Here is a 24,438-nt window from a genome sequence, read left to right as displayed (position 1 = left end):
CTTGCGCGGCGCCTTGCCTGGACGGCGCGGATGCCGCGCCGTCAATATCTCGCCCAGTTTCTCCTCCCCCGGCAGCCGATGGATCCACTCCACCCGCGCGGCATCGCCAGCCAGACTCGATAGCCTGCCGCTGGCCAAATTTGGTCGGCATCGCCCGCCTTCCCATCAGACGCAGGAGACGATAATTTGCGCCAGGCATCGGCTTGCCTCCCGGCAAGCGGGGACGAGTATGCGATCATCCAGCATGCGGAAAGAGTGCCGCTTTGCGTCAGCGCAAGCGGCAGGGCTCGGTGAAAGTGAATAATCAGGCATGGCAATCGGGATAGTTGAGGCAAAGGATAGGGCATGCGCGAGGTATTAGGCATTTGTGGATATTCCGGCAGCGGCAAGACCACCTTGCTGGAAAGCATTCTGCCTGGGTTGAGGGCCGCTGGTTTGAAGGTGGCGGTGATCAAGCACAGTCATCACGACGTGCAGCTGGACGAGCCAGGCAAGGACAGCTTTCGCCATCGCCAGGCCGGCGCGTGCGAAGTTATGATCGTATCGCCCTGCCGAGTGGGCGTGTTTGCGGAGACCGCAAACGAGTTGACTTTGGACGAGCAGCTGGCCCGACTGTCGCCTTGCGATCTGGTTTTGCTGGAAGGACAGAAGCGCCTGCCCGTGCCCAAGCTGGAAGTATATCGGCCCGCGCTGGGCAAACCGCCGCTTTATCCGGAGGATGGCAACATCATCGCCGTGGTTTCGGATCAGACTGTTGCTGCCGACCTTCCGGTGCTGAACCTGAACGACGCGGATGCCGTGGCGCGATACATCTTGGCGTGGCTGGCCAAGCGGCAGTCAGAGAGGCCGAGCGCGTGATTTTGGCGCAGGATGCCCGTGGTTTTGCCGGGTGAGGCGGGCGCGCGGTTGGCCTTCCTGCGGCAACAAGCTGGCGGCTCAGTATCATTAAAATTCCATCAAACCTATACAGGGTGGAATTTATTGCCAAGCAAGGCGTAAATTAAAGAACGAATTTAAAGTTAATATCGCTTGATTGAACAATAATATTGTTTTTGTTTGCTAAAATATTGGCAGTTTATTTCAGACACTGCCATGAATCGCGCAACAAACAATAGAAAACCCTATGCCCTGCTGGTGCTGACCATGCTGATGTGGTCCACCAATTTCATCATCGCCCGCGCGCTGCACGGTCAGATTGGGCCGTTCAGCTTGGCTTTTGCCCGCTGGGGCATCGCGCTTTGCTGCGTGCTGCCCTTTGCCGCGGGCAGATTGCGGCAAAACTGGGACAAATTGCGGGCGCAGTGGCCCTTGCTGCTGCTGCTTGGCCTGTTTGGCATCGGACTGACCAACACCTTCGTCTACTTCGCGGTGCAGACCACCACGGCCACCAATGCCGTCATTCTGAACAGCGCGACGCCGGTCATGGTCTTGCTGCTGGGATCGCTGTACTTCCGCCAACGCCTGAGCAGCCGACAGTGGCTGGGCATGACCTTGGCGCTTTGCGGCGCCTTGTTGATCGTACTGAAAGGCAATTTGTTGGCCATCGGGGCCTTTCATTTTGGCGGCGGCGATGTTTTGGTGCTGGCCGGCGGACTGTGCTGGGCCATCTATACGCTGGGCTTGCGCAAGCTGAAGCCCGGCATCGACGCCATGGTGCAAATGGCCATATTGCTGCTGGTGGGCGAAGCGGTCCTGCTGCCGATGTTTGGCATGGAGGTGGCGCGGCATGGCTTGCCTACGCTGAATGGCGTGGGCTGGGCCAGCCTGCTCTACCTGGGCATGCTGCCATCGGTGGTGGCGTATCTGTTGTACAACCGAGCCATCGCCGCGATCGGCACGGCCAAGGCGGCCAGCTTTCTGTATCTGATGCCGGCTTTTGGCGCTTTGCAGTCCATCTTGTTGCTGGGCGAGGAGTTGCACTGGTTTCATGTGGCAGGGCTGGCGGCGATTTTCGGCGGCATCGCCCTGAGTTCCCTGACGCGGGCGAGCAGTGTCCCGGCGCAGAAGGGTGCATTGCGGACGCAGAAATCTTGACTTTACGGGTGGCCCATTGCTTGTGATAAGCTAGTTTTCGTCATCAGCCCGGTTGCGTTGACCATTTTGGATTGCGACTCGCAGAACAAATCTGTACCGATGGCATGCATACGACAACGCCTGTATATGGGCTGAGGCGGCGCCGCGCAAGCGGCGCCATTTTTTTGCTCAGGTCAGGTCGAGCAGCATGGGCACGGCCCAGACTTTCAGGCAGGCCAACAGCAGCGGCCCAAGCAGGCAGAGCGCGCCCCAGTACAGCCAACGCGTGCCGCAGACGTCGCCACGACGCATCTCTAGCAGCTGCAGTCGATAGCACAGGTAGCTGACGGCCATGGTCAGGGGCGGCGCCATCAGGTATACCGCCAGCGGCGCTTGACCCAGCCATGGCGAAACCGCCAGTACGCCGATGAGGAGGGCAAGCTGACTGGCGAACAGCGCGGCCAGCTTGGGCTCGCAGCCGGGAAAGGACAGCGTGTTGCGGCTGGGGCGCGCGCGAGCGGCGATCCACATCGCGGCGGCCAGGCTCAGCCAGGCGTAGACGTAGACAAAGGGCAGCATCAGCGGGGCGATCAGAACCGGCTCGGCATGCTGATGCAACAGTGTGGCCAGAATCAGGTAGGCTGCGGCAAAGCAGGCAAGGGCGGCGCCATCGCGGCTGGCGCCCAGCCGCCACAGCGCGTGCAGCAAGAACAAGACAATGATGCAGAGCAGCGCCAGGCCGCACGGCGTCGCCGTCATTCCGCCTCCAGCGCGGCAAGCAGGGAGGCGGACAGCAGCTCGCCGATCTGGCTGAGATAGGCAGTGTGCATGTCGAAGGCGAAGCGTTGCGGGTCGTCGCTGGCGAGCACCAATATGCCGAAAGGCTGGCCGGCGGCATCGCGCAGCGCCACCTGGGCAAACGACTGCAGCACCGGCTTGGCCGGGAACCAGCTCATGACTTCATCGTTGACATAGGGCCCGCAGTAGGGCGTGGACAGATTGCGCGCCAGACCCCGGACCTCATGGCGCGCATTGTAATGTCCCTCGCAGCCTTCCGCGGCGGGATGCCACAAACGCAGCGCCGCGCGATCCAGCTGGAATTCCTGGTTCAGCGACTGGATCAGCGCGTCGATGCGGCCGCGTACGCCAACGGCGGCCAATTGCGCCAGGGTCAGGCGATGCAGCCTGGCCAGCAGGCGGTCGTTTTCATGGCCGCGCTCGATCCATTGCTGTTGCTGCGCCTCCAGCTGTCGGTTGCGGTCTTTCAGTTCCAGCAGCTGACGCTCCACAAACGACACCACCACTCTTTCCCCGCTTTGCGGCGCGGCTTGCAGCCCATAGCGGGACGCCACTTGTTGCAGCAGCTCGGGATGATCGTCTAGAAAAGCCAGGACCTGTTCACTATGCATCTGAAAGCCCTTTCCTGTGAAATGCTGAAATGGGTTGGTGCCCAGTCTGGGCTTAAAGTTCGATTTCGCCTTGGAAAACCGTGACCGCCGGTCCGGTCATGATCACGGGAGAGCCTTCGCCCGCCCATTCGATGACGATGTCGCCGCCTCTGGCATGTACTGTGACGCGCGCATCCAGCAAGCCTAGCCGGATGCCGCAGACGGCGGCGGCGCAGGCGCCGGTGCCGCAGGCCAGGGTCTCGCCGGCGCCGCGTTCGTAGACGCGCAGGCGGATCTCGCTTCGATTGACGATCTGCATGAATCCTGCGTTGACGCGCTGTGGGAAGTGGGGATGCCGTTCGATGAGCGGTCCGATTTCCGCGACCGGCGCCGCGTCCACATCATCGACCAGCTGCACCGCGTGCGGGTTGCCCATGGACGCGATGCTGATCTCACAGCGGCGGCCAGCCAATTGCAAGGGGTAGCGCAACGCTTCCTGTTCGGCCAGGAAAGGCAGGTCCGCCGGGGCGAAGCGGGGCACGCCCATGTCCACGCGCGCCAGGCCGTCTTCCAGGTATTCCGGGGTGATGACGCCGCGCGCGGTTTCCACGGCGATGCGGCGGTTCTGGGTCAGGCCTGAGTCGAAGACAAATTTCGCGAAGCAACGCGCGCCATTACCGCATTGCTCCACTTCGCTGCCGTCGTTGTTGAAAATGCGGTAGCGGAAGTCATGGCCGGCTTCGCGCGGCGGCTCCACCAGCAACAGCTGGTCGAAGCCTATGCCAAGCTGGCGGTGGCCGAGCTCGCGGATGCGTTCAGGCGTGAGGGAGACAGGCTGGCGCACGCCGTCTATGACCATGAAGTCATTGCCCAGGCCATGCATCTTGCTGAATTTGAGTTTCATGAGTCTGTGCTGACGGAAACGAGATAGCGCAGATTAGCATAGCGAGGCCGGATGTTCATCGCCGGGAGCGATGCCATCCGCCGCGTCAGGCCCGCAGCACCGTCCTTGCGCCTTCGTAGCGCGGCGCGAAGTAGACATTGTCCAGTCTGGCCACCCGTATCGTGCTGTTGCTGCGTGGCGCATGGACGAACTTGCCCTCGCCGATGTAAATGCCCATGTGAGAGAAGGGACGATTCATGGTGTTGAAAAACACCAGGTCGCCTACCTGGCGCTGCCCGTCCGGGATGGGGCGCGCCATATTGGCGATTTGCGCGGCGTTATGCGGCAAGCGGATGCCCAGGGCGTTCTGATAGATGTAGCTGACCATGCCGCTGCAATCGAGGCCGGCTTCTGGATTGTTGCCGCCGAAGCGGTAGCCGCCATCGAGCAGGCCTATGGTGTAAAGCAGAATTTCGCGTCCGTCGCCATCCGCATGAATGCCGGACAAGGACAAATCGCCGGAGGAGCGTCCCGGACGGTAGGGCGGGCGCTGGCTGGACGGGGCCGTCGTGGTGCCGCAGGCCGCAAGCAGCGCGGCAATGCCGCCCAGCGCCGCGCTTTGCAGCAGGCGGCGGCGCGATGCGCCGTCTTCATCCAGATAAGGCTCATGCATAATCGCGTACTCCCTTGTTCCATGCCATGGAATGACCATCTTATTTTAAATAAAGTTTCGGCATGAATGAAATCCTGCGCACAGGGCGATTTGAAAGTCGGGCTGGCTATCTACAATAAGGGAAAACCATGCCGAATCGTCAGAAGAAAGGGGAGTCATTGTGCTAGGAGTTTCTGCCTTCCGGGCTGCCTGGGCATCCCGCGTGCGCCGCGCAAGCGGTTTGATCTGCATGGCGGCGGCCTGCATGGCGTCCGCCTCCAGCGGCGCGGCCGAGATCGTGTACATCACGGCCAAGGCCGATCTGCCATTCTGGGATACCGTGGGCAAGGGCGTCAAATCCGTGGCCGATGCCAATGGCTACACGTTTAGCGAGCTTGACAGCAAACTGAGCGGAGACGCGCAGCTGGCCAATGTGCGCCAAGCCATTGAGCGTAAGGCTGCCGGCATCGTGATTTCGCCAACCAACTCCCAGACGGCGGAGGAAGCGCTGGCCGCGGCTAAAAAAGCCGGCATTCCCGTCGCCATCGCCGACATCGGCACCAATGGCGGGGACTATGTCAGCTTCGTCAAATCAGACAACTATCGCGGGGCGTACGACGTAGGCGCAGAGCTGGCTGCGGCGCTCAAGGCGCGCAAGGCAAATGGCGTCTACGCGATGATCACGATCGAACTCTCCCGCAAGAACGGGCAAGACCGCAGCAATGGCTTTCGCGACGCGATGACGGACGCCGGCTTTCCGGCCGAGGTGGCGCTTAAGCAGATGAAGGATTATTCCGCGGCGGAAACCTATCGCTACACCAAGGATGTGCTGGCCGCGCATCCCGACGTCCGCGGCTTCTTCATCGAAACCGATCAGCCGGTGGACGGCGCGATGCGCGCCTTGCGCGAGGCCGGCAAGCGCAAGCAGGTGATGCTGGTTTCGTTTGATGCGATGCCCGAGGTCTCCCGCCTGCTCAAGAATGGCGACTTGGTCGCGGTGGGCATGCAGCAGCCTTATCTGATGGGAAGCTCGGCCGCGGAAGCATTGATCGGCTATCTGCATGGCAGCAAGCCTGCGCGGGAAATCCTGGTGCCGATCCTGGTGGCCACGCGATTGAATGTGGACAAACTGATGCCGGTCGCCTCCAAAACCGTATTCGGCAAGTGAGCGGCCTCAAGGCGTCATGCGGCGCATCTCATTATTGCGGATCAGTTCGCGGATGGTGGCGTTGAACGAGCGTTGCAGGCTGGGGCCGTTGGACAGCTGGCGGCTGAATTCGAAATGCAAACCCGTCGGCGTTTCGCCGGGCAGGTCGGCCCGGCGGACGGAGGGCAGGTTGAACAAGTCGCGCAGCGCGGCATCGTGCGCGGACAGGCTTTCCACCACTTCCTTGATTTCGATGAAAATATCGCAACGGCCTTCCGCCACTTTCAGTATGGCGCTGCGCTCGTTCTTGGAGCCGGTGTCCTGGTGGTCCGGCGCCAAGCCGAAGGCGTCCAAATGGCTGCCCAACAGTCCGCATACCATGTAGTGCTGGAGGTCGGCCAGAGATTTGAGCGGCGGACCTTTGGGGTGGCGCTTCGCCGAGTAAAAATATAGGTGATGCACCTGGGCATAGGCTTCCGTAGGCAGAAATCGCTTGGGGTCCAGCTCCTGCCCCGGCACATTGATGGCCACATCGCGCTGACCGTAAGCCACGCTCTCCTGGCAGCGACGCCAAGGCAGGCGCTCCACGATGGCGGGTTCCTGCCCGGCGCGGCGCAGCGCGCGCTGCAACACATTGATGGCCAGGCCGGTGTCCTGCGAGCCGCCGGCAAAACCGGAAGATGCGGTGAAAACAAAGGGCGGGATGTCGATCTCGGAGGCGCAGGCACGCAACGGCGCGGCTTGAGTCGATTCGAAAATCAGCGCGATTGCCGCGACTTGGCTGAGTTTTCGCCACCACTGCGCACTGCGCTTGCGGCAGGTTTTGGCGCAAGCGAGCGTCATGTTCTTGAGCCCTTAGCTGGAGTCTTGTTTGGACAGGCTTGCGCGGCGCGTCACTGGAACCGCGCCTTGCGGTAAGCCTTTCTACCGGTTTAGCCCATGCAGGGCAGCGAGCAAAGGCGTATTGCGGGCCGGGCGCCGCGTCCCGGCCCGCCAAGGCTTAGCGCAACCGTTGCTGAGCGGCTTCCAGTTCTTCCCAGCGCGCCAGCTTGTCCAACAGCAGTTCGTCGATGGCCTCCACGCGCTGCTGCCAGGCGATGGCTTCCTTGGGCGTGTCGCGATAGCAGTTGGGGTCCAGCAGACGCTGGTTCAGCTCGGCCTGCTCGGCCTCCAGCGCGCTGATCTGGTCCGGCAGCGCCGCCAGTTCGCGGGTTTCGTTGTAGGACAGCTTGTTGCGCGCGGCCTTGGGCTTGTCCTGGCGCGGCGCTTCCGCAGCCGGGGCGGCCGGTTTGGCTTTTTCCGCCGGGGCGTATTCGGCCATGCGTTTTTTGGCGTCCAGCCAGTCCTGGTAGCCGCCAGGGTATTCCTCCAGCTTGCCCGCGCCCTCGAAGGCGATGACCTGGGTTACTACATTGTCGAGGAAGGCGCGGTCGTGGCTGACCAAGAACACGGTGCCGCTGTACTGAGCGATCACGTCTTCCAGCAATTCCAGGGTGTCAATGTCCAGATCGTTGGTCGGCTCGTCCAGCACCAGCACATTGGCCGGGCGGGTGAACAGGCGGGCCAGCAGCAGGCGGTTGCGCTCGCCGCCGGACAGCGAGCGCACCGGGCTGCGGGCGCGTTGCGGCGAGAACAGGAAGTCCTCCAGATAGCTCATCACATGCTTCTTCACGCCGCCGATTTCGACGAAGTCATTGCCCTGGCTGATGATGTCGGCGACGCTGGTTTCCTCGTCCAGTTGCTCGCGGAATTGGTCGAAGTAGGCGATTTCCAGCTTGGTGCCTTGCTTGACCGTGCCGGCATCGGGTTCCAGCTCGCCCAGGATCAGCTTCAGCAGCGTGGTCTTGCCGGCGCCGTTGGGCCCGATCAGGCCGATCTTGTCGCCGCGCAGGATGCGGCTGGTGAAATCGCGGATCAGTTGCTTGTCGCCAAAGCCCTTGCTGACGTGCTCCAGCTCCGCCACCAGCTTGCCGGAGCGTTCGCCGGCGTCCAGCTGGAAGTTCACCTGGCCCACGCGCTCGCGGCGCGAGGAGCGTTCGCGGCGGATGGCCTCCAGCCGGCGCACGCGGCCTTCGTTGCGGGTGCGGCGCGCCTCCACGCCCTTGCGTATCCACGCTTCTTCCTGGGCGTGGAACTTGTCGAACACGCGGTTCTGCTCCTCTTCAATCGCCAACTCTTCCGCCTTGCGCGTCTGGTAGGCGGAGAAGCTGCCCGGATAGCTGCGCAGAATGCCGCGGTCCAGTTCGATGATGCGGGTGGCGACGTTGTCGAGGAAGCGGCGGTCGTGGGTGATCAGCAATACGCTGCCGGAGAAACTCTTGATCAGGCCTTCCAGCCATTCGATGGCGGACACGTCCAAGTGGTTGGTCGGCTCGTCCAGGAGCAGCACATCCGGCTTGGACGCCAGCGCGCGCGCCAGCGCCACCCGCTTTTTCCAGCCGCCGGACAGGTCGGAGATGCGCGCGTCCGGGTTCAGGCCCAGGTGGCTCAGCGTGGACGAAATCAGCGCGTCGAACTGCCAGCCGCCGCGCGCTTCCAGCTCGTGCTGGATGGTTTCCATGCGGGCGAGCGCCTGCTCGTGGTCGGCGTCGGCCTGAGTCAGCTGCTGGGTGACCTTGTGGTAGTCGGTGAGCAGGGCCTTCAGGTCGCCCAGGCCTTCGGCCACGGCTTCGAACACGCTGTGCTCGGGATCGAATTCCGGCTCCTGCGGCACGTAGGCGACTTTGACGTCGCCCTTGATGTTGATGCGGCCGTCGTCCAGCTGCACCGCTCCGGCGATGCCTTTGAGCAGCGACGATTTGCCCGCGCCGTTGCGGCCGATCAGGCCGACTGCCTCGCCCGGTTCCAGGGCGAAATCTACATTGTCCAGCAGCGCGTGGTGTCCGAAGGCGAGGCATGCCTTCTCGACGGTAATCAGAGCCATGTTCTGTGTGTCTTGCGATAGGAAAAATAACCGCCAGTTTAACACGATGCCCCTGGTGGCGGACGGGTCGCCTGCCGGCGCTGGGGCTGCTACAATGCGCGCCGAATCAACATTTGCCCGAAAGGCCCCGCCATGTACTTTGTCGACCGCGCAGTCGCCGTGATCAAGCCGAAACAACCGTTCCTGGATTGGCTGAACCAACTGCCCGACACCGACATGGTGGATCTGACGTTGGATAGTCTGCGCAGCGACTGCACCGCCGTGCTGCTGCCGGAGTTCGTGGAGCCGGAAGAGGGCGTGGCCCACATTGATGAAATCTACGAGCAACTGTTCAAGATGGAGCTGGCCTCCTGGGACGAGGACGATAGCCGCTGGCCGCAAGACCTGTCGCTGAAGGCGTTTTGGGAGTGGTTCGACGTGGAAATCCACTCCATGGTGCTGGACAGCGTGGACAGCGACATCACCAATAGCCCGGCAGGCGAGCTGTAATCCTCGATGCGACGGGACAAGCCGCTGCTGCAGCCGTTCGCCGTGCCGCTGCGGCCCTCCCGTTGCTGGCTGGCGCTGGTGCTGGGCGCCTTGGCGGCTTACAGTCTGCTGCTTTTGCTGTATTTGCCGTCGCGCTACGCGCTGAGCCTGCCGCTCGCCGCGGCGCTGGCATGGCTGGCCCTGCGAGGCGGCGGCTGGCTGCGCGGCGATTTCCCCGCCTGGCTGGAGGTCGATCCGCGCGGGCGATTGTTTCTGTGCCGCGCGGCCTCGCGCGAAGAGGCCGTGGTGCTGGACGACTGTTTCATCACCCCCGTGCTGACGGTATTGAATGTGCGCGTGGCCGGGCGCCGGCGCAGCGTGATGCTGTGGCCTGACTCCGCGGACGCCGAGCCGCGGCGTCGGCTCAGAGTGTATCTGCTGTGGTTTGAGCCGCCCCAGCCTAGCGATCAAACGGAAACCCATCCATGACTACGAAAAAGACCCTGGACGATTGGCTGCGCTGGCAGGAAACCCTGCACCTCTCCGCGATAGACATGGGCTTGGCGCGCGTTGCGCGCGTGCGCGACGCGATGAATCTCAAGCCGGCCTGCCCGGTGATCATGGTGGCTGGCACCAATGGCAAGGGCTCCACCTGCGCCATGCTGTCCAGCATGCTGCGCGCCGCCGGCTACAAGGTGGGCGCCTACACTTCGCCGCACATCCTGCGTTACAACGAGCGCATCGCCATTGATCTCAAGCCCGCCGCCGACGAGCGCATCATCCAGAGCTTCGAGGCGATAGACGCGGCGCGCGGCGACACCACGCTCACATACTTCGAATTCGGCACCCTGGCCGCGGTGCATAGCTTTGTCGCCGAGAAAGTGGATGTGATCATCCTGGAGGTGGGTCTGGGCGGCCGGCTGGACGCGGTCAATATCTTCGAGCCGGACGTGTCCGTCGTGGTCAGCGTGGACTTGGACCACCAGGCGATTCTGGGCGACAACCGCGAGGACATCGGTTTCGAGAAGGCCGGCATCTACCGCGCGGGCAAACCGGCGATCTGCGTCGATGCGGAGCCGCCCAAGCGGCTGCTGGAGCACGCCGCGGCCATCGGCGCGGACCTCCGGTTGTACGGCCGCGATTTCGGCTTCACGCGCATGGACAACCAGTGGTCCTTCCGCCATGGCGATCATGCTCGCCATGCCTTGCCGATTCCGGCGCTGCGCGGCGGCTACCAGATGGTCAACGCCTGCGGCGCGCTGGCCGCGCTGGAAGCGATCAAGGACAAGCTGCCGGTCGGCATCGGCGCGGTCAAGCAAGGGCTGGTGGAGGTGGAGTGGCCGGGCCGCTTCCAGGTGCTGCCGGGCCGGCCGGCCGTGGTGCTGGACGTGGGCCATAATCCGCACGCGGTCAAGGCGATGACGGCGGCGCTGAAACAGCTGCCGTACGCGGAAACGCGCTATGCCGTGTTCTCCATGCTGGCGGACAAAGACATGGCCGCCGTGATCGAGCTGGCCAAGGGAGAGTTTGACCGGTGGCTGGTGGCCGGGCTGGACATGCCGCGCGGCCAAAGTGGCGCTGCGATAGCCGCGGCGCTGAAACAGGCGGGCGTCTCCCACGTCGAATCGTATGATAGCGTGGCGCAAGCCTGGTCGGCCGCCTTATCGCAGGCCGGCGACAATGATAGAATCGTCGTTTTCGGGTCATTCCACACGGTAGCGGAAGTGGAAGCGGCCCGGCGTCACCCGGTTTGAGGAATGCATGGCACTGTCCAGCCACGATGAACTGATCCTGTTGAGAAAGCGCGCCCGCCGTCGCCTGGTGGGCGCGGTGGTGCTGGTTTCCGTCGCCACCGCCGTATTGTGGAAAGTGGTGGATCATCTGCCGGAGCAGCAGATGCGACCCGAATCCATCGAGATCATGGGCGGCGCCTCCGCGCCAGCCTCGGCCAAGAAAGCCGCTTCCCCCGTCGTTGCGGAAGCGATGCCGCCCGCCGGTTCGGCGACCGAGCTGCCGGCCAATCTGTCGTCCATCACCGCGCCTGCGCCCGCCGCCCACGAGGCGTCGCGGCCAGCGGAAAAGACGCAAGAGAAGCCGGCCGCAAGCAGCAAGCCCGAGCCTAAGCCCATACCCAAGTCCGAGCCCAAGCACACGCCGGAGGCGCCCAAGCCGGAAAGCAAGCCGCGCAAGCAGCCCGATCCGGCCGCCATTCTGGAAGGCCGCTTCGACTCCGAAAGCCATCCGGCCAAGAGCGAGGCCCGCGGCAAGTCCATCATTCAGCTGGCCGCGTTGTCCGATCCGGCCAAAGTGGAGGCCATGCGCGGCAAGCTCGCGTCCATCGGCGTGACGGCCCACTTCTCCAAGGTGGAAACCAGCAAGGGCGAAGTGACGCGGGTGCGGGTGGGACCGTTTGCCAGCCAGGCCGAGGCCCAGGCGGCGCTGCATAAGCTGGCGCGCGCCGGCATCAACGGCATCATCATCAATAAGTAGCCGCCATGACCGCCTTCGACTATATCGTCATTGCCATCGTCGCCGGTTCGGTGCTGATGGCCTTGGTGCGCGGCCTGATCGTGGAAGTGCTCTCCCTGGGCGCCTGGCTGATCGCCTTTTGGTGCGCCAAGCAGTTTTCTCCCCTGGTGGAGGGCTTTTTGCCCGCCAGCCTGCCGGGCGAGGGCGTGCGCATGGTGGCGAGCTTCGTATTGGTCTTTTTCCTGATCTGGCTGGGCACAGCCTTGCTGCGCGTGATGCTGACCGGACTGGTGGACAGCATAGGGCTGGGCGCGATCAATCGCCTGTTGGGCGGCATGTTCGGCCTGGCGCGCGGCGTGGTGCTAGTCACGGTCATGGTGCTGTTGGGCGGCTTGAGCAGCCTGCCCCAGAAACCGATGTGGAGGAACGCGGTGTTGGCCGCTCCATTTGAATCTTTGGCTTTGTCACTGAGGCCATGGTTGCCGCCCATGATGGCGAACAACCTACACTACGACTCACCCGGCCAGGCGCCGGACAGTTAGGCGATAGAGGCGGAATCTCTTGATATTTTCACTTCAAGATTCCGCCTCTTTCTTTTGGGCATTTCCTTTTTCAGCAAGCAGGGATAGAGGGCATTCAAGATGTGTGGAATTCTAGGCGTGGTCGGTCAATCTCCGGTCAATCAGCTGCTGTACGACGGCTTGCAGGTGCTGCAACACCGCGGACAGGATGCGGCCGGCATCGTCACCGCCAATGGCAAGACCTTTCACATGCACAAGGGCAGCGGCATGGTGCGCGACGTGTTCCGCACCCGCAATATGCGTTCGCTGCTGGGCAATGCCGGCATCGCGCATGTGCGCTACCCGACGGCCGGCTCGGCCTCCTGCCTGGCCGAGGCGCAGCCGTTCTACGTCAATTCGCCGTTTGGCCTGGTGCTGGCGCATAACGGCAATCTGACCAATACCGAGGAGCTGAAGGCGGAGATGTACCGGCACGATCTGAGGCACATCAACACCAACTCGGACTCCGAGGTGCTGCTCAATGTGTTCGCGCATGAGCTGGCGCAGCGCGTGCAGGGGGCGGAATTGACCGTGGATGCGGTGTTCGGCGCCGTGTCCGCCGTGCATCGCCGAGTCAAGGGCGCTTACGCGGTGGTGGCAATGATCGCCGGCTACGGCCTGGTGGCTTTCCGCGATCCTAACGGCATCCGGCCGCTGGTGATGGGCTGCACCGAGTCAGACGGCAAGACCGAATACATGTTCGCGTCCGAATCGGTGGCGCTGGACTGTTCCGGCTTCACGCTGCTGCGCGACGTGCTGCCCGGAGAGTGCGTCTATGTCAGCTTCGATGGCGACATGCACAGCCAGGTGTGCGCCGAAAACACCCGACTGGCGCCGTGCCTGTTCGAGTATGTGTATTTCGCCCGCCCGGACTCGGTGATAGACGGCGTGTCGGTTTATCAATCCCGCCTGAACATGGGCGAGATGCTGGCCGAGAAGATCCGCCGCGACCTGCCGGGGCTGGACATCGACGTGGTGATTCCCATTCCGGACTCCAGCCGGCAGAGCGCGCTGCAGCTGGCCAATGCGCTGGGCCTGCCGTACCGCGAGGGCTTCATCAAGAACCGTTACATCGGCCGCACCTTCATCATGCCGGGGCAGGCGGTGCGCCGGAAGTCGGTGCGCCAGAAGCTGAACCCGGTGCCGCTGGAGTTTGCCGGCCGCAATGTGCTTTTGGTAGATGATTCCATCGTGCGCGGCACCACCTCCAAGGAGATCGTGCAGATGGCGCGCGACTCCGGCGCCAAGAAAGTGTATTTCGCCTCCGCCGCGCCGGCCGTGCGCTTTCCCAACGTCTACGGCATCGACATGCCCACCCGCGCCGAGCTGCTGGCCACCGGCCGCGACGAACGGGAGATCGCGCGCGAGATCGGCGCGGACGAGGTGATCTATCAGGATCTGGATGCGCTGAAAGACGCGGTCAGCAGCGTCAATCGAGAGTTGAAACTGTTCGAAAGTTCCTGCTTCGACGGCGAGTACATCACTGGCGACATCACCACGGCCTATCTGGACGCCATAGAATGCGCGCGTCTGGACCTGAAGGGCAAAGACAAGGACGGCAGCGAACAGATGATTGATTTGAACCTGAATGTGGCGGAGCAGAACCTGATGTAAGCCAGCGCCACGCCGCGGAGCCTCATCTGGGCTATACCGTGGAGTGGATGCCCGCCTGGCGCCCGGACGTAAAGCGGGCCCCTCCTGTCCGGAGCGGGCCCGTTTCTTTTCAGGAGTGGCCTAGTGCGCAGCGCCTGTTCAAAATCCTTGTTTCGTCGACTGGCTTGGCCCGCCTTCAGCGTGGCCGCCGCATGGGGCGCGTTGTGCGCGGGGCCGGCCATGGCCGAACCGCCGCTGGAATTGGTCACCTTGCAGTATCCGCCTTACGAATACCTGGATGGCGTGGAGGTAAAGGGGTTCGTGGTCAATGTCGTGCGCGAGGCTTTTCATCGACTGGGCAGGCCGATTCATGTCACGGTTTATCCATGGGGCCGCTCCTTGGCCATGGTCGAGGGCGGGCAGGCAGACGCTATCTTTACCGTATACAAGACGCCGGAGCGCGAGGCGCTGTTGGACTACTCCCACCAAGTATTGATGCCGCAGACTGTGTCGCTGTTCGCGCTGAAGGACTCGGCCATCCCGTTCGACGGCGATCTGCGAGCCTTGGCCGGTTTGCGTTTCGGCGTGGTGCGGGCGGTCAGCTATGGGGCGGTTTTTGACGCCGCGGTCAAGGCGGGCTCAATTCGCATCGCCGACGTGGCCGCCAGCGGGGAGCAGAATATGGACAAACTGCTGGCGCGGCGTTTCGACATCCTGGTCAGCAACCGTTACGGCGCCTGGGACATCGCGCGCCGTCGCCGCGCGGAAGGGCGCATCCGCGAACTACAGCCTCCGCTGGAGGAAATTCCGAGCTATATCGCCTTTTCGCGCAAGCCGCAGCTGGCCGGCTTGCGCGATCGCTTTGATGCGGTATTGCAGGCGATGAAGCAGGATGGCAGCTATCAGCGCATCATCGCGGCCACGGCGCCGGATGCGCCGCCGCAAGACGCAAAAAAGGGGCCATAGGCCCCTTTGACTCGGCGCGAAGCGGGAATCAGGCGAAGTTCTTGGCCACGAAGTCCCAGTTCACCAGCTTCCAGAAGCTATCCATATAGTTCGGGCGGCTGTTGCGGTAGTCGATATAATACGCGTGTTCCCACACGTCACAGGTCAGGAGCGGCTTCTTGTCGGTGGTCAGCGGGGTGGCGGCGTTGCTGGTGGATACCAGGTCCAGGCTGCCGTCGCTGTTCTTCACCAGCCAGGCCCAGCCAGAGCCGAAGGTGCCGACGGCGGTCTGGGTGAAGGCCTTCTTGAACTCTTCGAAAGAGCCCCACTTGGCGTTGATGGCGTCGGCCAGCGCGCCGGTCGGCTCGCCGCCAGCGTTCGGGGCCAGGCCGAACCAGTAGAAGGTGTGGTTCCAAACCTGAGCGGCGTTGTTGAAAATGCCGCCGGAAGACTTCTTGACGATCTCTTCCAGGGAGGCGTTCTCGAACTCGGTACCCTTGATCAGGTTGTTCAGGTTCGTGATGTAGGTCTGATGGTGCTTGCCGTAGTGGAACTCCAGGGTTTCCTTGGAGATGTGCGGGGCCAGGGCGTCCAGCGCGTACGGCAGTTCAGGCAGTTTGTGTTCCATTATGCTCTCCTTGTTGAGAAAGTAAGCCGCATAAGCGGATGCTTTGCGCGCAGTTTACTGGAATACGGTCGGGATGGCCAATAGTTGACTAAAATGATAGGAATAAACTTTTGCAATTTGATGTGATCGTCATCGGCGCCGGCGCGGCCGGTTTGATGTGCGCCGCCACCGCCGGCCAGCGCGGCCGCAGCGTGCTGTTGCTGGACCATGCCGCCAAGCTGGCGGAGAAAATCCGCATTTCCGGCGGCGGCCGCTGCAACTTCACCAATATCCACGCGCGCTTCGACTGTTATCTGTCGGCCAATCCTCATTTTTGCCGCTCCGCGCTGGCCCAATATACGCCGCAGGATTTCATCTCCATGGTAGAGCGGCACGGCATCGGCTACCACGAGAAAAAGTTGGGCCAGCTGTTCTGCGACGAAGGCAGCGAGCGCATCATCGCCATGCTGGACGAGGAGTGCCGCAAAGGCGGCGTGGACCGCCGCATGGAAACCGCCATCCTGGCCGTGACGCGCGGCGACGATGGCGGCTTTGGCGTGGAAACCAGCCGCGGCCGCTTCTCCAGCCAATCGCTGGTCGTCGCCAGCGGCGGGCTGTCCATTCCGCAGATCGGCGCCACGCCGCTTGGCTACCAGTTGGCGGAGCAATTTGGCCTGTCGGTCACGCCGCTGTCGCCGGCGCTGGTGCCACTGACTTTCCACGTCGAGGATGCGGAAATCTTTACGCCGCTGGCTGGCGTGTCGGTGGAAGTGGAGGCCAAGGCCGGCAAAGGCAAGTTCCGCGAGAATGTCCTGTTCACACACAAGGGCGTGTCCGGGCCGGCGATTCTGCAGGTGTCGTCCTATTGGCAACCGGGCATGGAGCTGCTGCTGGATTTGATGCCGGACGGCGACGCGGAAAGCTGGTTGGAGGCGAGGTCGGACAGCGAGCAGCTGCTGGCCAACGCGCTGTCCGAATTGGGTTGGTCGCGCCGCTTCGCCGACGCCTGGCTGGATCGCATCGGCATGAATAAGCGTTTGAAGGACCTGGGGCCCAGGCAGCGCCGTCAGTTGGCGGAGCAGCTGCACCGCTGGTGCGTGAAGCCCAACGGCACCCAGGGCTACAAGAAAGCCGAAGTCACTTTGGGCGGCGTCGCCACCCAGGCGCTGTCATCCAAGTCTTTGATGGCCAACGCGGTGCCGGGCCTGTTTTTCATCGGCGAGGTGGTGGACGTCACCGGCTGGTTGGGCGGCTACAACTTCCAATGGGCGTGGTCGTCCGGCTTCGTCGCCGGGATGAATTGCTGATGCATGCCGCGCGCTCCGGCTTGAATGATTGGTGAGCGCTTTGACGTTTCGCGCTAGAATTGCGTTTTGCCTTACGCGCGCCGTTCCGCGCGCGCCTTCCGGGTCTACATGACAGAACAGTACGAACATTTCGACAGCGAGATGGCGGCCATCCGCACGCCGCCGCACTCCGTGGAAGCCGAACAATCCGTGTTGGGCGGCCTGCTGCTGGACAACAGCGCCTGGGACAAGATCGCCGACGTCGTGTCCGAGGCCGACTTCTACCGTCATGACCACCGTCTGGTATACAAGCATATCGCCAAGCTGGTGGAAATGGCCCGCCCGGCTGACGTGGTGACGGTGGCCGAGGCGCTGGACAAGAATGCCGAGCTGGCCGAGATCGGCGGCCTGGCCTATCTGGCCACCTTGGCGCAGAACACGCCATCGGCGGCTAATATCCGCCGTTATGCGGAAATCGTGCGCGAGCGCTCCATCATGCGTCAATTGGCGCAGGTGGGCACTGAGATCGCCGATGCCGCCTACTCGCCCATGGGGCGCGATGCCGCGCAATTGCTGGACGAGGCCGAGGGCCGCGTGTTCCAGATCGCGGAATCCACCGCCAAGTCCAAGCAGGGCTTCCTGGAAATGCCGGGCCTGTTGAAGGAAGTGGTGGAGCGCATCGACATGCTGTATAGCCGCGATAACCCGGACGAGGTGACAGGGGTTCCCACCGGCTTCATCGACCTGGATGCCAAGACTTCCGGCCTGCAGCCGGGCGACCTGATCATCGTCGCTGGCCGTCCGTCCATGGGTAAAACGGCCTTCTCGATGAACATCGCCGAGCATGTGGCGGTGGAAACCCATCTGCCAGTAGCGGTGTTTTCGATGGAAATGGGCGGCGCGCAGCTGGTGATGCGGATGCTGGGTTCGGTGGGCCGGTTGGACCAGCACACGCTGCGTACCGGCAAGCTGGGCGACGAGGACTGGCAGAAGCTGACTTACGCCATCGGCAAGCTGTCCGAGGCGCCGATGTACATCGACGAAACGCCGGCGCTGACCGCGCTGGAAGTGCGCGCGCGCGCGCGCCGGCTGGCGCGGCAGCATGGCGGCAAACTGGGTTTGATCGTGATCGACTACCTGCAGCTGATGTCCGGGTCTGGCCGCGGCGACAACCGCACCGCGGAACTGGGCGAAATCTCGCGCGGCCTGAAGGGACTGGCCAAGGAGCTGCAGGTGCCGGTGATCGCGCTGTCTCAGCTGTCGCGCGCGGTGGAGCAGCGCCCCAACAAGCGGCCGATGATGTCGGACCTGCGGGAGTCGGGCGCCATCGAGCAGGACGCGGACTTGATCATCTTCATGTACCGCGAAGAGTACTACAACCCGGAAAACCAGGACGTGAAGGGCATGGCCGAGGCCATCATCGGCAAGCATCGTAACGGTCCCACCGGCGCGGTGCGGCTGGCTTTCGTCGGCAAATACGCCAAGTTCGACAACGCGGCCACCCTGGGCATCAGCGGCTGGGCGGACAGCGATAATTAATGACCGTGGGACGGCCCGTCGTTCCAAGCCAAAAGCGTATTCATTGAGAGAAACATGAGCTTCTTCGACAAGCACGTATTCATCTGCTGCAACCAGCGCGCCGAAGGCGAGAGCTGCTGCAACAACCACGGCTCCAGCGAACTGCTGGGCTATATGAAGGACAAGGTCAAGGCGCTGGGCCTGGCCGGAGACGGCAAGATCCGCGTCAACAAGGCCGGCTGCCTGGGCCGCTGCGACGCGGGTCCGGTGATGGTGGTGTATCCGCAGGAGACCTGGTACACCTTCGTCGACCAGGAGGATATCGACGAAATCGTCAGCGAGCACATGGTCAACGGCCGCGTGGTGGAAAGGCTGAAAATCTGATGTTGAAGGCCATGAACAAGGTCGGCATCGCTGGTCCGGTGGGCATGCTCGAAACCATTTACGTGACGGCGCAGGGGGAGGCGCGCGGCGTGGCCGTGATCTGCCACCCCAATCCGCTGCAGGGCGGCACGCATACCAACAAGGTGGTGCAGACCGCGGCCAAGGCCCTGTCGCAGCTGGGCTATGCCTGCTACTGCCCGAATCTGCGCGGAGTGGGCGAAAGCGAAGGCCAGCACGATTACGGCCAGGGCGAGGTCGACGACGTCATCGCCGTGGCCGAGTACGCTAAGTCGCAGCATCCAGGCCTGCCATTGGCGCTGGGGGGATTCTCCTTCGGCGGCTTCGTCGCCGCGCGCACTCGCGCCCGCATCGAGGCCGACAAGCTGCTGCTGATGGGTGTGGCGGTGGGCAAGTACCCCATTCCGACGCCCGATGTGCCTGCCGACACGCTGGTGATTCATGGCGAGGAAGACGAGGTGATTCCCTTGTCCCATGTGATGGACTGGGCGCGGCCGCAAAGCCTGCCGGTGCTGGTGCTCCCCGGCGCGGGCCACTTCTTCCATGGCCGGCTGGTGCAGCTGGCGCAGATGATCCAGCGCTGCTGGTGAGGATTTCAAGCAGACCGAGGTCTGCTTTTTTTGCACCCACAGAAAGACAACAAAATGCAAAACATCATTGATTTCGTGCTGGAAATCGACCAGCTCAAGCAGGTCACCCGCAAGACTCGGGTGCTGAACAGCGAACGTTATGAAAACTCAGCCGAGCACAGCTGGCAGATCGCCATGCTGGCCGTCTCCTTGCAGCCATACGCGGTGGAACCGGTGGACATCAACCGGGTGGTGATGATGCTGCTGGTGCACGACATAGGCGAGATCGAAACCGGTGACACCATCGTTTACGCCGAAGACGGCTGGGAAGAGCGCAAGGCGCAGGAATTGGCCTGCGTCACCCGCATTTTCGGCCTGCTGCCGGCAGAGCAAGGCCAGCGTTTCCTGGCGCTATGGAATGAATTCGAAGCCGGAGACACGGCGGAGGCGCGCTTCGCCCATGCGGCTGACCGCGCGATGCCGGTGCTGCTGAATCTGGCCAACAATGGCCAGAGCTGGCGCGAGAACGGCATCCGCCATCAGCAGGTGCTGGACCGCATCGGTCCGCCCATCCGCCAGGGCTGTCCCGCTTTGTGGGACTACCTTGAGGGCCGCTTGCTCGATGCCAAGACGCAAGGCTGGCTGGCCTGATCCGCCGCCAGCTCATATCAAGGGCGCCGTGAGGCGCCTTTTTTCTGCGCGGCTCCCGGCCCGGCCTGCAGGCCGCAGCATGATGCTCTATACATAAGCATCCCCATGCCTCCCAGATAGTCTCCGTGCAAGAGGCATGCCAATACGCGGAGATCTGCGCATATGCAACAGGCACATTCGGCTTCGCCCCCCAGCCTGGAATTCCTCTCCACCTTGCCGCCGACGCCAAGTCAGAGACGGCTGGCCTATGCTGTGGGCGCGGCGTCGCTATTGGTGTTCTTTGCGGCCTTGCCGTTTGCGCAGGTTCAGCTGGTCAAGGTATGGGCCTTCATTCCGGCGTATCAGTCCGCGCTGGCGATCAATGATCTGGCGACGGCGGTGTTATTGTTTGGCCAGTTCGCCATCCTGCGGCATCCGGGCTTGCGCTGGCTGGCGATGGGCTATCTGTTCACCGCGCTGATGGCCGCGTTCCACGCCTTGAGTTTTCCAGGCCTGTTCGCCGAACATGGCGTGCTGAGCGGCGGCCCGCAAACCACGGCCTGGCTTTATATGTTCTGGCATGCGGGCTTCCCGGCGCTCGTCATCGTCTACGCCAGGCGGGCGCCTCGTCCGCTGCTTGATGGGGATGACAGCGGACGCTTGATCGCAAAAGGGCTGGCCCAAGTCTGCCTGGCGGCGGCGGGCATCGTCTGGCTGTGCATCACGGGGCACGACTATCTGCCGCCCATCATGCGCGGCAACCATTACACGCCGTTGCTGTGGACCGTGGTGTCCTGCGTATGGGGCATGAGCGCCCTAGCGCTGACCGCCATGCTGCTGCGCCGGCCGCAGTCCTTGTTGGACTTGTGGCTGACGGTTGTCATGCTGGCCTGGTTATGCGACGTTGGCCTGTCCGCGGTATTCAATGCCGGTCGATTCGACCTGGGCTTCTACGTCGGTCGCGCGTACGGCCTGCTGGCCGCCAGCTTCATCCTGCTGGTGCTGTTGTTGGAAAATGGGCGGCTCTATGCCCAATTGGCGGCTAGCACCGCCGAATTGCAATCAGCCAAGCGGGAGGCGGAGGAGGCCACCCAGGCCAAATCGATGTTTCTGGCCAATATGAGCCATGAAATCCGCACGCCGATGAACGCCATCATCGGCATGTCCTACTTGGCCTTGCGCACAGATTTGAGCGACCAGCAACGCGATTATGTCTGCAAGATCCACAATGCCGGCACCTCGCTGCTTGGCATCATCAATGACATCCTGGACTTCTCTAAAGTGGAGGCCGGCCGGCTGGAGTTGGAATCGCGGCCATTCTGGCTGGACGACATGTTGGATAATGTGTCGGCCCTGGTGGCGCAGAAAGCCGCGGACAAAGGGCTGGAATTGCTGTTCGAAACCGACCGGGAGGTGCCGCAAGCGCTGATCGGCGACGCCTTGCGCCTGGGGCAGGTGCTGACCAATCTGGCTAACAACGCCATCAAGTTCACCGAGAAAGGGCAGGTGGCCATCCTCATCGGCGTGGCCTCCCGCATAGGCAACAAGATCCAGCTGCGGTTCTGCGTGCACGATACCGGTATGGGCATGACGGAAGAGCAGGTGGCGCGGCTGTTCCAGGCCTTTAGCCAGGCGGATGGATCCACTACGCGGCGCTTCGGCGGCACCGGGCTGGGGCTCGCCATCGTCAAGCGCCTGGTGGAGCTGATGGGGGGCGAGGTCAGAGTGGAGTCGGCGCCAGGCTGGGGCAGCGCGTTCATCTTCCATTGCTGGCTGGGCGTGGATGAGGCTGCTGCGTCCCGCAATCGGCCGGCCTTGCCCAATGAGTTGCGCGGCCTGCGCGTGCTGGCGGTGGACGACAATTCCGCTGCGCTGGGGGTGTTGTCTGAGCAGCTGCGAATGCTGGACTTCGAAGTCGTGGAGTGCGCCAGCGGCAGCGAAGCGGTTTCGCTGGTGCGCCAGCACTGTCTGGACCATCCATTTGACATCGCGCTGGTGGACTGGATGATGCCCGAGATGGACGGTATGGAAACCATCCGGCGGATGCGCCAGATCAGCCGCAGGCTGCGCGTGATCCTGGTGACGGCATTTGGCCGCGACGAGGTGCGCGGGCAGGCCAAAAGCGCAGGCTGCGATGGTTTCCTGATCAAGCCGGTCAGCCAATCCACCTTGTATGACGCCTTACTGGAAGCGTTCGGTTTTGGCCGCAGCGGCGGCCATGCCGCGCCGCAGTTCGAGTTGCAGCCGGATCTGCGCGGCATGCATCTGCTGCTTGCCGAAGACAATCGGATCAATCAGCAGATCGCCGTTGAGCTGTTGGAGGGTACGGGCGCCACCATTACCGTGGCGGGAAGCGGCCAGGCGGTGCTGGACAAGCTGGCGGCCTATGGACCCAAAGGCTTCGACGCCGTGTTGATGGATGTGCAAATGCCCATTATGGATGGCATTGAAGCCACAAGGCGGATTCGAGCGCAAGCTGAGTTCGCCTCGCTGCCCATCATCGCGATGACGGCGGATGCGCTAGCCGATGAGCGCGAGAACTGCCTGGCGGCGGGCATGGTCGATCATGTGGCCAAGCCGATTGACCCGCATATTCTTTTTTCTACGCTGCTGCGCTGGCTGCCCGTTGCGGTGGCGGCGCGGCCGGTGGAGCTGGCCGCATCCGGCTTGCCCTTGCCGCCGGTTCCCGGCCTGGATCAAGCGGGAGGGCTGCGGCGCGTGGCAGGAAATCGGGAACTGTATTTGCACATGCTGTGGCAGTTCGTGGAGGAGGAGGCGGACGCGCCGCATAGGATTGGCCTGGCGCTGGCGGAGGACGATCCTCAAACCGCAGAGCGCATCGCCCATACCTTGAAAGGCGCTGCCGGCAGCATAGGACTGGTGGAGTTGCAAAGCGATGCCGCCAGGCTGGAGAAAGCGCTCAAGCACGAGGAAGACTGCGATCCGTGGCGCGCCCGCCTGGCCGAGAGCCTGGAAAGGGCGATGGCAAGCCTGCGGCAGGCGCTGGCAAGCGCGCAGCGCCAAACGGCAGCGGCGCCGCAGGGGCAGGATGCGCAAATATTGTTCAGTCGGCTGGCCGCCTTGTTGCAGGCAGGAGATGGCGAGGCGCTGAGTTATTTTCTAGAGCACGCGCAGGCGATCCTGTACGCCTTTCCAGAAAGTGACCGTCAGCTGTTTGAGCGCAGTCTGAATGGTTTCGACTTTGTCGCGGCGCTGGAGCAATTGCGCGCGGCAGCCAGGGCGGCCGGCATGAGCTTGTCTGAGCCCGCGCCATGAGCAATGCCATGAAAGAGTCCATGCGCGCCATACTGATAGTGGACGATGCGCCAGAGTGCCTGACCCAGATGTACGGCCTGCTCAAGGACAGTTACCGAGTATTGGTTGCCAATAGCGGCGAAAGGGCGCTGCAGCTCGCCATGGGCGAAGCGCCCCCGGATCTGGTGCTGCTGGATGTGATGCTGCCGGGCATGGGTGGCTATGAAGTCTGTAGACGGCTGAAGGCCGATGCGCGGACAACGGACATTCCCGTCATCTTCTTGACCGGACGCGGAGAGGGCGAGGAGGAGCAGGCTGGGTTCGACGCCGGCGCGGCGGACTACATCGTCAAGCCCATTTCGCCTCCTATTGTGCTGGCCCGGCTGCAAACACACATGCGGCTCAAGGCCGCTGCGGACTTCTTGCGAGACAAGGCGGCATTTCTGCAGGCAGAGGTGGAAAGACGCACCCGAGAGGTGCAAGTAATCCAAGACGTTACCATCATGATGATGGCGGCGTTGGCGGAAACACGCGACCACGAAACCGGCAACCATCTGCGGCGTACGCAAAATTATGTGCGCGCATTGGCGGTGGAGTTGCGCAACCACCCTCGCTACCGAGCCGAGCTGGACGACGAAACGGTCGAACTGCTCTATAAGTCTGCGCCGCTGCACGACATCGGCAAGGTGGGGATTCCAGATCATATCTTGCTGAAGCCGGGACCGTTGACGCCGGATGAGTTTGAAATCATGAAAACCCACACCGTGATGGGGCGCGACGCCATAGCCAGCGCGGAGCGCCTGCTGGACGGTCCTAGCAATTTCCTGCGTTTGGCGCGTGAAATTGCGCATTCGCATCAGGAAAAGTGGGATGGCAGCGGCTATCCCGAGGGATACAAGGGCGAGCAGATTCCCTTGTCGGCCAGGTTGATGGCTGTGGCGGACGTCTATGACGCCCTGATCTCAAGACGGGTTTACAAGCCCCCCTTTCCTCACGAGCAGGCGCTGGCCATGATAAAGGAGGGCAGTGGCCGGCATTTTGATCCGGATGTCGTCAACGCTTTCCTGCAAATCGCCGATCAGTTCCAGCAGATCGCCCTGCTATACGCTGACGCCGATTAGACTGGCACG

24 protein-coding genes are annotated in these 24,438 nt (G+C 62.8%); 17 read left to right on the top strand and 7 right to left on the bottom strand.

The genetic code is table 11. The features are described 5' to 3' along the window. Positions 1-345: 345 nt before the first annotated feature. Together mobB and FYK34_RS06910 are read left to right on the top strand one after the other, a co-directional pair. Entirely contained in the window at positions 346-858 is a 513-nt protein-coding gene (gene mobB, locus FYK34_RS06915; protein WP_149295681.1) for a molybdopterin-guanine dinucleotide biosynthesis protein B, read from the top strand. A gap of 234 nt (positions 859-1,092) precedes the next feature. Next, positions 1,093-2,034, top strand: a complete 942-nt coding sequence (locus tag FYK34_RS06910; RefSeq protein ID WP_149295680.1) for a DMT family transporter — start codon at positions 1,093-1,095, stop codon at positions 2,032-2,034. Between the two features lie 168 nt (positions 2,035-2,202). On the opposite strand, the gene FYK34_RS06905 is transcribed toward FYK34_RS06910, so the two are convergent. From FYK34_RS06905 to FYK34_RS06890, 4 genes are all read right to left on the bottom strand, one after another. Further along, positions 2,203-2,772 carry a hypothetical protein gene (locus FYK34_RS06905; RefSeq protein WP_149295679.1) on the bottom strand — a complete coding sequence of 190 codons (570 nt, stop codon included), beginning with the start codon at positions 2,770-2,772 and terminating at the stop codon, positions 2,203-2,205. Continuing rightward, a complete protein-coding gene (locus FYK34_RS06900) occupies positions 2,769-3,422 on the bottom strand; it encodes a DUF484 family protein (RefSeq protein ID WP_149295678.1) in 654 nt (217 codons plus the stop codon). Before FYK34_RS06900 ends, FYK34_RS06905 begins: the two co-directional genes overlap by 4 nt. A gap of 52 nt (positions 3,423-3,474) precedes the next feature. Continuing rightward, on the bottom strand, positions 3,475-4,305 hold the full coding sequence (gene dapF, locus FYK34_RS06895) for a diaminopimelate epimerase (protein WP_149295677.1): 831 nt from the start codon (positions 4,303-4,305) through the stop codon (positions 3,475-3,477). An 85-nt stretch (positions 4,306-4,390) separates the two neighbouring features. Further along, complete coding sequence (locus FYK34_RS06890) at positions 4,391-4,957, bottom strand: C40 family peptidase (protein ID WP_149295676.1); 567 nt, start codon at positions 4,955-4,957, stop codon at positions 4,391-4,393. Positions 4,958-5,159: 202 nt separating this feature from the next. Between FYK34_RS06890 and FYK34_RS06885 the strand changes: the two genes are divergently transcribed. Beyond that, entirely contained in the window at positions 5,160-6,104 is a 945-nt protein-coding gene (locus tag FYK34_RS06885; protein ID WP_231137393.1) for a substrate-binding domain-containing protein, read from the top strand. Positions 6,105-6,110: 6 nt separating this feature from the next. Here the strand turns inward: FYK34_RS06885 and FYK34_RS06880 are convergent, their stop codons facing one another. Both FYK34_RS06880 and FYK34_RS06875 read right to left on the bottom strand, forming a co-directional pair. Beyond that, complete coding sequence (locus FYK34_RS06880) at positions 6,111-6,926, bottom strand: substrate-binding periplasmic protein (RefSeq protein ID WP_149295675.1); 816 nt, start codon at positions 6,924-6,926, stop codon at positions 6,111-6,113. Between the two features lie 157 nt (positions 6,927-7,083). Continuing rightward, the gene (locus FYK34_RS06875; RefSeq protein ID WP_149295674.1) at positions 7,084-9,006 is read right to left on the bottom strand and encodes an ATP-binding cassette domain-containing protein; all 1,923 of its coding nucleotides are present in this window, start codon (positions 9,004-9,006) and stop codon (positions 7,084-7,086) included. Between the two features lie 132 nt (positions 9,007-9,138). On the opposite strand from FYK34_RS06875, the gene FYK34_RS06870 reads away from it, so the two are divergent. From FYK34_RS06870 to FYK34_RS06840, 7 genes are all read left to right on the top strand, one after another. Further along, on the top strand, positions 9,139-9,495 hold the full coding sequence (locus tag FYK34_RS06870; protein WP_149295673.1) for a hypothetical protein: 357 nt from the start codon (positions 9,139-9,141) through the stop codon (positions 9,493-9,495). Between the two features lie 6 nt (positions 9,496-9,501). Next, positions 9,502-9,963: a protein YgfX gene (locus FYK34_RS06865; protein ID WP_149295672.1), complete on the top strand. Its 462-nt coding sequence runs from the start codon at positions 9,502-9,504 to the stop codon at positions 9,961-9,963. Further along, positions 9,960-11,228 carry a bifunctional tetrahydrofolate synthase/dihydrofolate synthase gene (gene folC / locus FYK34_RS06860; RefSeq protein WP_149295671.1) on the top strand — a complete coding sequence of 423 codons (1,269 nt, stop codon included), beginning with the start codon at positions 9,960-9,962 and terminating at the stop codon, positions 11,226-11,228. The genes FYK34_RS06865 and folC overlap by 4 nt, the downstream gene beginning before the upstream one ends. 7 nt (positions 11,229-11,235) lie before the next feature. Beyond that, the gene (locus FYK34_RS06855; RefSeq protein ID WP_149295670.1) at positions 11,236-11,964 is read left to right on the top strand and encodes an SPOR domain-containing protein; all 729 of its coding nucleotides are present in this window, start codon (positions 11,236-11,238) and stop codon (positions 11,962-11,964) included. Positions 11,965-11,969: 5 nt separating this feature from the next. Further along, the gene (locus tag FYK34_RS06850; protein WP_149295669.1) at positions 11,970-12,485 is read left to right on the top strand and encodes a CvpA family protein; all 516 of its coding nucleotides are present in this window, start codon (positions 11,970-11,972) and stop codon (positions 12,483-12,485) included. A 99-nt stretch (positions 12,486-12,584) separates the two neighbouring features. Further along, on the top strand, positions 12,585-14,117 hold the full coding sequence (gene purF, locus FYK34_RS06845) for an amidophosphoribosyltransferase (protein ID WP_149295668.1): 1,533 nt from the start codon (positions 12,585-12,587) through the stop codon (positions 14,115-14,117). 219 nt (positions 14,118-14,336) lie between these two features. Beyond that, on the top strand, positions 14,337-15,062 hold the full coding sequence (locus FYK34_RS06840; RefSeq protein ID WP_149295667.1) for a substrate-binding periplasmic protein: 726 nt from the start codon (positions 14,337-14,339) through the stop codon (positions 15,060-15,062). A gap of 28 nt (positions 15,063-15,090) precedes the next feature. Here the strand turns inward: FYK34_RS06840 and sodB are convergent, their stop codons facing one another. Continuing rightward, a complete protein-coding gene (gene sodB / locus FYK34_RS06835; protein ID WP_149295666.1) occupies positions 15,091-15,669 on the bottom strand; it encodes a superoxide dismutase [Fe] in 579 nt (192 codons plus the stop codon). 110 nt (positions 15,670-15,779) lie between these two features. Here sodB and FYK34_RS06830 point away from each other — a divergent pair, with 110 nt between their 5' ends. The 7 genes from FYK34_RS06830 to FYK34_RS06800 all read left to right on the top strand — a co-directional run bounded on the left by FYK34_RS06830 (position 15,780) and on the right by FYK34_RS06800 (position 24,429). Further along, positions 15,780-16,955, top strand: coding sequence for a BaiN/RdsA family NAD(P)/FAD-dependent oxidoreductase (locus FYK34_RS06830; protein ID WP_149295665.1), 1,176 nt, complete (start codon positions 15,780-15,782; stop codon positions 16,953-16,955). A gap of 108 nt (positions 16,956-17,063) precedes the next feature. Continuing rightward, positions 17,064-18,473, top strand: coding sequence for a replicative DNA helicase (gene dnaB / locus FYK34_RS06825; protein ID WP_149295664.1), 1,410 nt, complete (start codon positions 17,064-17,066; stop codon positions 18,471-18,473). A gap of 54 nt (positions 18,474-18,527) precedes the next feature. Next, complete coding sequence (locus FYK34_RS06820) at positions 18,528-18,836, top strand: (2Fe-2S) ferredoxin domain-containing protein (protein WP_149295663.1); 309 nt, start codon at positions 18,528-18,530, stop codon at positions 18,834-18,836. Further along, on the top strand, positions 18,836-19,444 hold the full coding sequence (locus FYK34_RS06815; RefSeq protein WP_149295662.1) for an alpha/beta hydrolase: 609 nt from the start codon (positions 18,836-18,838) through the stop codon (positions 19,442-19,444). The genes FYK34_RS06820 and FYK34_RS06815 overlap by 1 nt, the downstream gene beginning before the upstream one ends. A gap of 54 nt (positions 19,445-19,498) precedes the next feature. Next, positions 19,499-20,074, top strand: coding sequence for an HD domain-containing protein (locus tag FYK34_RS06810; protein WP_149295661.1), 576 nt, complete (start codon positions 19,499-19,501; stop codon positions 20,072-20,074). Between the two features lie 162 nt (positions 20,075-20,236). Next, the gene (locus FYK34_RS20690; protein WP_149295660.1) at positions 20,237-23,329 is read left to right on the top strand and encodes a response regulator; all 3,093 of its coding nucleotides are present in this window, start codon (positions 20,237-20,239) and stop codon (positions 23,327-23,329) included. Beyond that, positions 23,326-24,429 (top strand): HD-GYP domain-containing protein, encoded by a 1,104-nt coding sequence (locus tag FYK34_RS06800; protein ID WP_149295659.1) that lies wholly within the window; start codon positions 23,326-23,328, stop codon positions 24,427-24,429. Before FYK34_RS20690 ends, FYK34_RS06800 begins: the two co-directional genes overlap by 4 nt. Positions 24,430-24,438: the final 9 nt, after the last annotated feature.

The organism is Chromobacterium paludis (assembly GCF_008275125.1).
In the GTDB taxonomy this organism is placed as follows: domain Bacteria; phylum Pseudomonadota; class Gammaproteobacteria; order Burkholderiales; family Chromobacteriaceae; genus Chromobacterium; species Chromobacterium paludis.
This window is presented reverse-complemented; position numbering and strand designations above follow the sequence as displayed.

Coding starts and splice junctions, on each gene's coding strand:
- mobB (WP_149295681.1), top strand. CDS start 346: ATGCGCGAGGTATTAGGCATTTGTGGATATTCCGGCAGCGGCAAGACC.
- FYK34_RS06910 (WP_149295680.1), top strand. CDS start 1,093: ATGAATCGCGCAACAAACAATAGAAAACCCTATGCCCTGCTGGTGCTG.
- FYK34_RS06905 (WP_149295679.1), bottom strand. CDS start 2,772: ATGACGGCGACGCCGTGCGGCCTGGCGCTGCTCTGCATCATTGTCTTG.
- FYK34_RS06900 (WP_149295678.1), bottom strand. CDS start 3,422: ATGCATAGTGAACAGGTCCTGGCTTTTCTAGACGATCATCCCGAGCTG.
- dapF (WP_149295677.1), bottom strand. CDS start 4,305: ATGAAACTCAAATTCAGCAAGATGCATGGCCTGGGCAATGACTTCATG.
- FYK34_RS06890 (WP_149295676.1), bottom strand. CDS start 4,957: ATGCATGAGCCTTATCTGGATGAAGACGGCGCATCGCGCCGCCGCCTG.
- FYK34_RS06880 (WP_149295675.1), bottom strand. CDS start 6,926: ATGACGCTCGCTTGCGCCAAAACCTGCCGCAAGCGCAGTGCGCAGTGG.
- FYK34_RS06875 (WP_149295674.1), bottom strand. CDS start 9,006: ATGGCTCTGATTACCGTCGAGAAGGCATGCCTCGCCTTCGGACACCAC.
- FYK34_RS06870 (WP_149295673.1), top strand. CDS start 9,139: ATGTACTTTGTCGACCGCGCAGTCGCCGTGATCAAGCCGAAACAACCG.
- FYK34_RS06865 (WP_149295672.1), top strand. CDS start 9,502: ATGCGACGGGACAAGCCGCTGCTGCAGCCGTTCGCCGTGCCGCTGCGG.
- folC (WP_149295671.1), top strand. CDS start 9,960: ATGACTACGAAAAAGACCCTGGACGATTGGCTGCGCTGGCAGGAAACC.
- FYK34_RS06855 (WP_149295670.1), top strand. CDS start 11,236: ATGGCACTGTCCAGCCACGATGAACTGATCCTGTTGAGAAAGCGCGCC.
- FYK34_RS06850 (WP_149295669.1), top strand. CDS start 11,970: ATGACCGCCTTCGACTATATCGTCATTGCCATCGTCGCCGGTTCGGTG.
- purF (WP_149295668.1), top strand. CDS start 12,585: ATGTGTGGAATTCTAGGCGTGGTCGGTCAATCTCCGGTCAATCAGCTG.
- FYK34_RS06840 (WP_149295667.1), top strand. CDS start 14,337: ATGGCCGAACCGCCGCTGGAATTGGTCACCTTGCAGTATCCGCCTTAC.
- sodB (WP_149295666.1), bottom strand. CDS start 15,669: ATGGAACACAAACTGCCTGAACTGCCGTACGCGCTGGACGCCCTGGCC.
- dnaB (WP_149295664.1), top strand. CDS start 17,064: ATGACAGAACAGTACGAACATTTCGACAGCGAGATGGCGGCCATCCGC.
- FYK34_RS06820 (WP_149295663.1), top strand. CDS start 18,528: ATGAGCTTCTTCGACAAGCACGTATTCATCTGCTGCAACCAGCGCGCC.
- FYK34_RS06815 (WP_149295662.1), top strand. CDS start 18,836: ATGTTGAAGGCCATGAACAAGGTCGGCATCGCTGGTCCGGTGGGCATG.
- FYK34_RS06810 (WP_149295661.1), top strand. CDS start 19,499: ATGCAAAACATCATTGATTTCGTGCTGGAAATCGACCAGCTCAAGCAG.
- FYK34_RS20690 (WP_149295660.1), top strand. CDS start 20,237: ATGCAACAGGCACATTCGGCTTCGCCCCCCAGCCTGGAATTCCTCTCC.
- FYK34_RS06800 (WP_149295659.1), top strand. CDS start 23,326: ATGAGCAATGCCATGAAAGAGTCCATGCGCGCCATACTGATAGTGGAC.